Origin of the sequence: Acidovorax sp., assembly GCF_016783915.1 — a bacterium.
Taxonomy (GTDB): Bacteria; Pseudomonadota; Gammaproteobacteria; order Burkholderiales; family Burkholderiaceae_C; genus Acidovorax.
This window is the reverse complement of record NZ_JADHVT010000231.1, coordinates 1-5,325: the sequence shown is the minus strand read 5'-3', so window position 1 is coordinate 5,325 and position 5,325 is coordinate 1. Positions and strand designations below refer to the sequence as shown.

Here is a 5,325-nt window from a genome sequence, read left to right as displayed (position 1 = left end):
ATGGGCACTGCAGTTCGTGCGCCAGGGCGGCGCGTCGCTGGCCACCTACCCGGACTTTCACCGCGTAGTGCCCGACGACGAAGGTATCTGGCGCGTGCCCGATGCCCGCCTGGCGCGCCGCCACCGCAGCAACATCGGCACCATCGTGAGCGACGCCAGCATGCAGGTGCAGTTTGTGAGCGGTGGGCGCCTGGGGTCGGTGGAAGAGAGCTTTATCGCCCGGCTGCGCAAGGGCGATGTGTTCATGTTTGCGGGCCGCCTGCTGGAGCTGGTGCGCACGCAGCAGATGACGGCCTATGTGCGCATCGCCCCCAAGGGCAGCGCTGCACTGCCGCGCTGGAGCGGCGGGCGCATGCCGCTGTCGAACACGCTGGCCGATGCGATGCTGGAACAGCTGGCGCAGGCCGAGCACGGCCAGTTCGCCACGCCCGAGATGCGCTGCGCCCGGCCACTGCTGGAGCTGCAGCAGGCGTGGTCGGCCCTTCCCACCCCGGGTCGCCTGGTGGCCGAGACCCTGCACACGCGCGAGGGCTGGCACCTGTACCTGTACCCGCTGGCAGGCCGCCTGGTGCACCTGGGCCTGGCCGGGCTGCTGGGCTGGCGCGCGTCGCAGCAGGTGCCCAACACCTTCTCCATCGCGGTCAATGACTACGGGCTGGAGCTGCTGTCGGCCAAGCCAGTGGACTGGCCCGCGCTGCTGCCGCGCCTGATCGGCGAAGGCACGCACACCACCATCGGTAGCGGGCTCGAAGAGGAAGTGCTGGCCAGCCTGAACGCCACCGAAATGGCGCGCAGGCGCTTTCGCGAGATCGCGCGCATTGCGGGTCTGATCTTCCAGAGCCACCCCGGCGAACAGCGCAGCAGCCGCCAGCTGCAGGCCTCGTCGTCGCTCTATTACGACGTGTTTGCCCAGTACGACCCCGGCAATCTGCTGCTGGCCCAGGCCCGTGCCGAGCTGCTGACGAACGAGCTGGACATGGACCGGCTGGCACGCACGCTGCGCGGCATGCAGGCGCAGACCCTGTCCATACACGCCTTGGATCGCCCCACCCCGTTTGCGCTGCCGCTGATGGTGGAGCGCTTTCGCGAACGCCTGAGTACCGAGACCCTGGCCGACCGGCTGGCGCGCATGGTGCAGGCGCTGGAGCTGGCGGCCGACGCCACCACGGGCACCCACCTTGCGCAGCACCCAGTCCATTCCACGGACATGGCGTGGGACATCCCTGAAGGCTCTGCCACTTCGGCACGGCGCACGCGCAGAGACCCGGCCGGACAGGCACCCCGCAGCGCCCGCAGACGCCACGGATTCTGAGCACGATGCACTCCTCCCTGCCCTTCAATGCCGCCACGCCCCCCACAGGTGCGCACGCCATCACCCTGCCCTGCGGCACCGCACTGCAGCTGCTGCCTCAGCGCGCGCTGTGGTGGCCCGCCGCGCGCATGGTGCTGGTGGCGGATGTGCATTTCGGCAAGGCGGCCACCTTCCGCCGCGCGGGCCAGCCCGTGCCGCACGGCACCACGGCCGACAACCTTGAACGGCTGGATGCGGTGCTGGCCGCCACGGAGGCCGACCACCTGGTGTTTCTGGGCGACTTTCTGCATGCGCGCAGCGGCGCAGCCGATGCGCTGTGGCAGCAGCTGCTGCCCTGGCGCCAGCGCCATGCGCATGTGGCGATGACGCTGGTGCGCGGCAACCATGACCAACACGCGGGCGACCCGCCGGCCGCGCTGGCACTGGCGCTGGTCAACGAGCCCTGGTTGCCTTGCGCCGGTGTGCCAGTGCTGGCCTGTCACCACCCGCAGACGGCTGAAGGCCACACGGTGCTCGCGGGGCATCTGCACCCCACGTTGCGGCTGAGAGGCCCGGCGCGGGATGCGCTGCGGACGCCCTGTTTTGGCTGGGGCGACGGGCAACTGGTCCTGCCTGCCTTCGGGGCTTTCACCGGCACCGCGCCCCACACGCTGCCCTATCACTGGGCACGGTTCGTGGTCACCCCAGGCCGGGTGGTGGCAGTTCCGGCAGGCTTTGCGTAGCGCCCGCCAGGGGGTGCCGTGCACGCGTCCGAGCCGTCAAACTGCGGGAGGCAGCAGGGTGATTACCACTTTTTTGGTGAAAAAAGTGCCCTGACCTTATGATAATTTTGCATTGTGAGATTCGATTGCAAAAACAGCGGGCGCAGACAGCCCCGAGCAAGGAGAATGAGAGAGCATCCGCGTTTGGCCCCGCTGCGACGCAGCCGGGGGCATCTACCTACTCTGTTTCGTGAGACAAGCCATGACGACCCAGCAACCTTCCATCATCTACACCCTGACCGACGAAGCACCCCGTCTGGCCACGGCTTCCTTCCTGCCCATCATTCGCACGTTTGCGGCACCGGCAGGCATCAACGTGCTGGAGAGCGACATCTCGGTGGCAGCGCGCATCCTGGGTGAGTTCCCCGATTACCTGACCGAAGAACAGCGCGTGCCCAACAACCTGGCCGAGCTGGGCAAGAAGACGCTTCAGCCCGATGCCAACATCATCAAGCTGCCCAACATCAGCGCATCCGTGTCGCAGCTGAAAGCTGCCATCGCCGAGCTGCAGGCCAAGGGCTACGCCCTGCCCGACTACCCGGACCAGCCCAAGGACGACAAGGAAAAGGAAATCAAGGCCCGCTACAACAAGTGCACCGGCTCGGCCGTGAACCCCGTGCTGCGCGAAGGCAACTCCGACCGCCGCGCGCCCAAGGCCGTGAAGGAATACGCCCGCAAGAACCCGCACAGCATGGCCGAGTGGAGCCAGGCCTCGCGCTCGCACGTTTCGCACATGCACGCTGGCGACTTCTATCACGGCGAAAAGTCCATGACGCTGGACCGCGCCCGTGACGTGAAGATGGAGCTGATCACCAAGAGCGGCAAGACCATCATCTTGAAGCCCAAGGTCAGCCTTCTCGACCGCGAAGTGATCGACAGCATGTTCATGAGCAAGAAAGCCCTGCTGGCCTTCTATGAAAAGGAAATCGAAGACGCACGCAAGACCGGCGTGATGTTCTCGCTGCACGTGAAGGCTACGATGATGAAGGTGTCGCACCCCATCGTGTTCGGCCACTGCGTGAAGATCTTCTACAAAGACGCGTTCGAGAAACACGCCAAGACGTTTGAAGAGCTGGGCGTGAACGTGAACAACGGCATGGTGGACCTGTACACAAAGATCGAGACCCTGCCACAAAGCCAGCGTGACGAGATCAAGCGCGACCTGCACGCCTGCCACGAGCACCGCCCCGAGCTGGCCATGGTGGATTCGGCCAAGGGCATCACCAACTTCCACTCGCCCAACGACATCATCGTGGACGCGTCCATGCCCGCCATGATCCGCAACGGCGGCAAGATGTGGGACGCCAACGGCCGCCTGAAGGACGTGAAGGCAGTGATGCCCGAGTCGACCTTCGCCCGCATCTACCAGGAGATCATCAACTTCTGCAAGTGGCACGGCGCGTTCGACCCCAAGACCATGGGCACGGTGCCCAACGTGGGCCTGATGGCCCAGCAGGCCGAGGAATACGGCAGCCACGACAAGACCTTCGAGATCGCCGAAGACGGCGTGGCCAACATCACCGACCTGGCGACCGGCGAAGTGCTGCTGAGCCAGGACGTGGAAGCCGGCGACATCTGGCGCATGTGCCAGGTCAAGGACGCTGCGATCCGTGACTGGGTGAAGCTGGCCGTGAACCGCGCCCGCAACTCCGGCATGCCCGTGGTGTTCTGGCTGGACTCGTACCGCCCGCACGAGGCGCAGCTGATCACCAAGGTCAAGATGTACCTGCACGAGCACAACACCACCGGCCTGGACATCCAGATCATGAGCCAGGTGCGTGCCATGCGCTACACGTTGGAGCGCGTGATCCGTGGCCTGGACACCATCAGCGCCACCGGCAACATCCTGCGCGACTACCTCACCGACCTGTTCCCCATCATGGAACTGGGCACCTCTGCCAAGATGCTGTCGATCGTGCCGCTGATGGCTGGTGGCGGCATGTACGAGACGGGTGCCGGCGGCTCGGCCCCCAAGCATGTGCAGCAGCTGGTGGAAGAAAACCACCTGCGCTGGGATTCGCTGGGCGAGTTCCTGGCGCTGGCCGTGTCGCTGGAAGACCTGGGCCTGAAGACCGGCAACGGCAAGGCCAAGATCCTGGCCCAGACGCTGGACGCCGCCACAGGCAAGCTGCTGGACAACAACAAGAACCCCTCGCCCAAGACCGGCCAGCTCGATAACCGTGGCAGCCAGTTCTACCTGGCCCTGTACTGGGCGCAAGAGCTGGCCACGCAAACGGCCGATGCCGAACTGGCCCAACTGTTCGCCCCGCTGGCCAAACAGCTGGCCGACAACGAGCAGGCCATCGTGGCCGAACTGGCTGCCGTGCAGGGTGCACCCGCCGACATCGGTGGCTACTACCTGCCCGACGTGGCCAAGCTGGACGCCGTGATGCGCCCCAGCAAGACGCTGAACGAAGCCCTCAAGGCTGTGGCTGCCTGATACCGGCCCCCGATGCTGCGGCCCTGCGCTGCAGCAGCACAAAACAAAGGCCCCGCAGAGCGGGGCCTTTGTTCATGGCGCGGCGGGAACCGCAACAGAAAACAACCTACGGCCGCTGGCGGTCGGCCACGCGGGTGTTCAATGACGCCGGCACATAGCCGGGCAAGAAGGCGCAGCCCTTGCCGAACATGGCCTCCATGCCTGCGCACTGCTGCGCAATGCCTTCGGGCGTTGGCTTGTCACCCTGGCCCACCCAGCGCAGCAGCGCGGTCATGAGCGTGGGATAGGTCGGGTCGCTCAGGTAGCTGTGGGAGTTGTGCTGGGTGAAGGTCTGCACCAGGCGCGCCGCGCTGCCGCCTTGCGCCATGGTGGCCTGGAAAGCCGCGTCCAGCTCGACAAAGGCCGTGGGGTCGTCCACCCCTTTCACGGTGAGCACGGGCACGGGGATGCGGCCAGTCAGGTCCGTGTCCTGCGCAAAACGGGCTACTGCAGCAGGGTCGGCGCGGTAGCGCAGCACGGCGGCGTTCAGGGCGGCATCGTCGGGCGAGCCCCGGTACAACACACCCTGGTTGCCAAACGGACTGGCGCCAGCCGTGCGGTGCTGCACCACGTCGCGGAAGTGGAAGGTGGCCCAGTTCATGTGACCCTGGATGGAGCTGGCAGGTACGCGAATCACATCCACGATGGTTTTGACTTTGCGCTGCTGCTCGGGCGTGCGCTCGGCCACCGGCTTGTTCAGCGCCAGGCATTCGTTCACGCGCGCGGCCAGGTCCGCCTGCGTCATCGCCGCATCGACAGGCAGGCCGATGTTC

The 5,325-nt window shown here is 66.1% G+C and carries 2 protein-coding genes and 2 pseudogenes; 3 read left to right on the top strand and 1 reads right to left on the bottom strand.

What is annotated here, in order from left to right; translation table 11 throughout:
* The 3 genes and pseudogenes from ISS20_RS23445 to ISS20_RS23435 form a co-directional block, all read left to right on the top strand.
* Window positions 1-1,312, top strand: a pseudogene (locus tag ISS20_RS23445) (DNA ligase-associated DEXH box helicase); the annotation flags it as partial.
* A 5-nt stretch (window positions 1,313-1,317) separates the two neighbouring features.
* Entirely contained in the window at window positions 1,318-2,034 is a 717-nt protein-coding gene (pdeM, locus tag ISS20_RS23440) for a ligase-associated DNA damage response endonuclease PdeM (RefSeq protein WP_291440034.1), read from the top strand.
* 241 nt (window positions 2,035-2,275) lie between these two features.
* On the top strand, window positions 2,276-4,513 hold the full coding sequence (locus ISS20_RS23435) for an NADP-dependent isocitrate dehydrogenase (protein ID WP_291440033.1): 2,238 nt from the start codon (window positions 2,276-2,278) through the stop codon (window positions 4,511-4,513).
* 106 nt (window positions 4,514-4,619) lie between these two features.
* Here ISS20_RS23435 and ISS20_RS23430 read toward each other — a convergent pair.
* Window positions 4,620-5,325 (bottom strand): annotated as a pseudogene (locus tag ISS20_RS23430) (hypothetical protein); the annotation flags it as partial.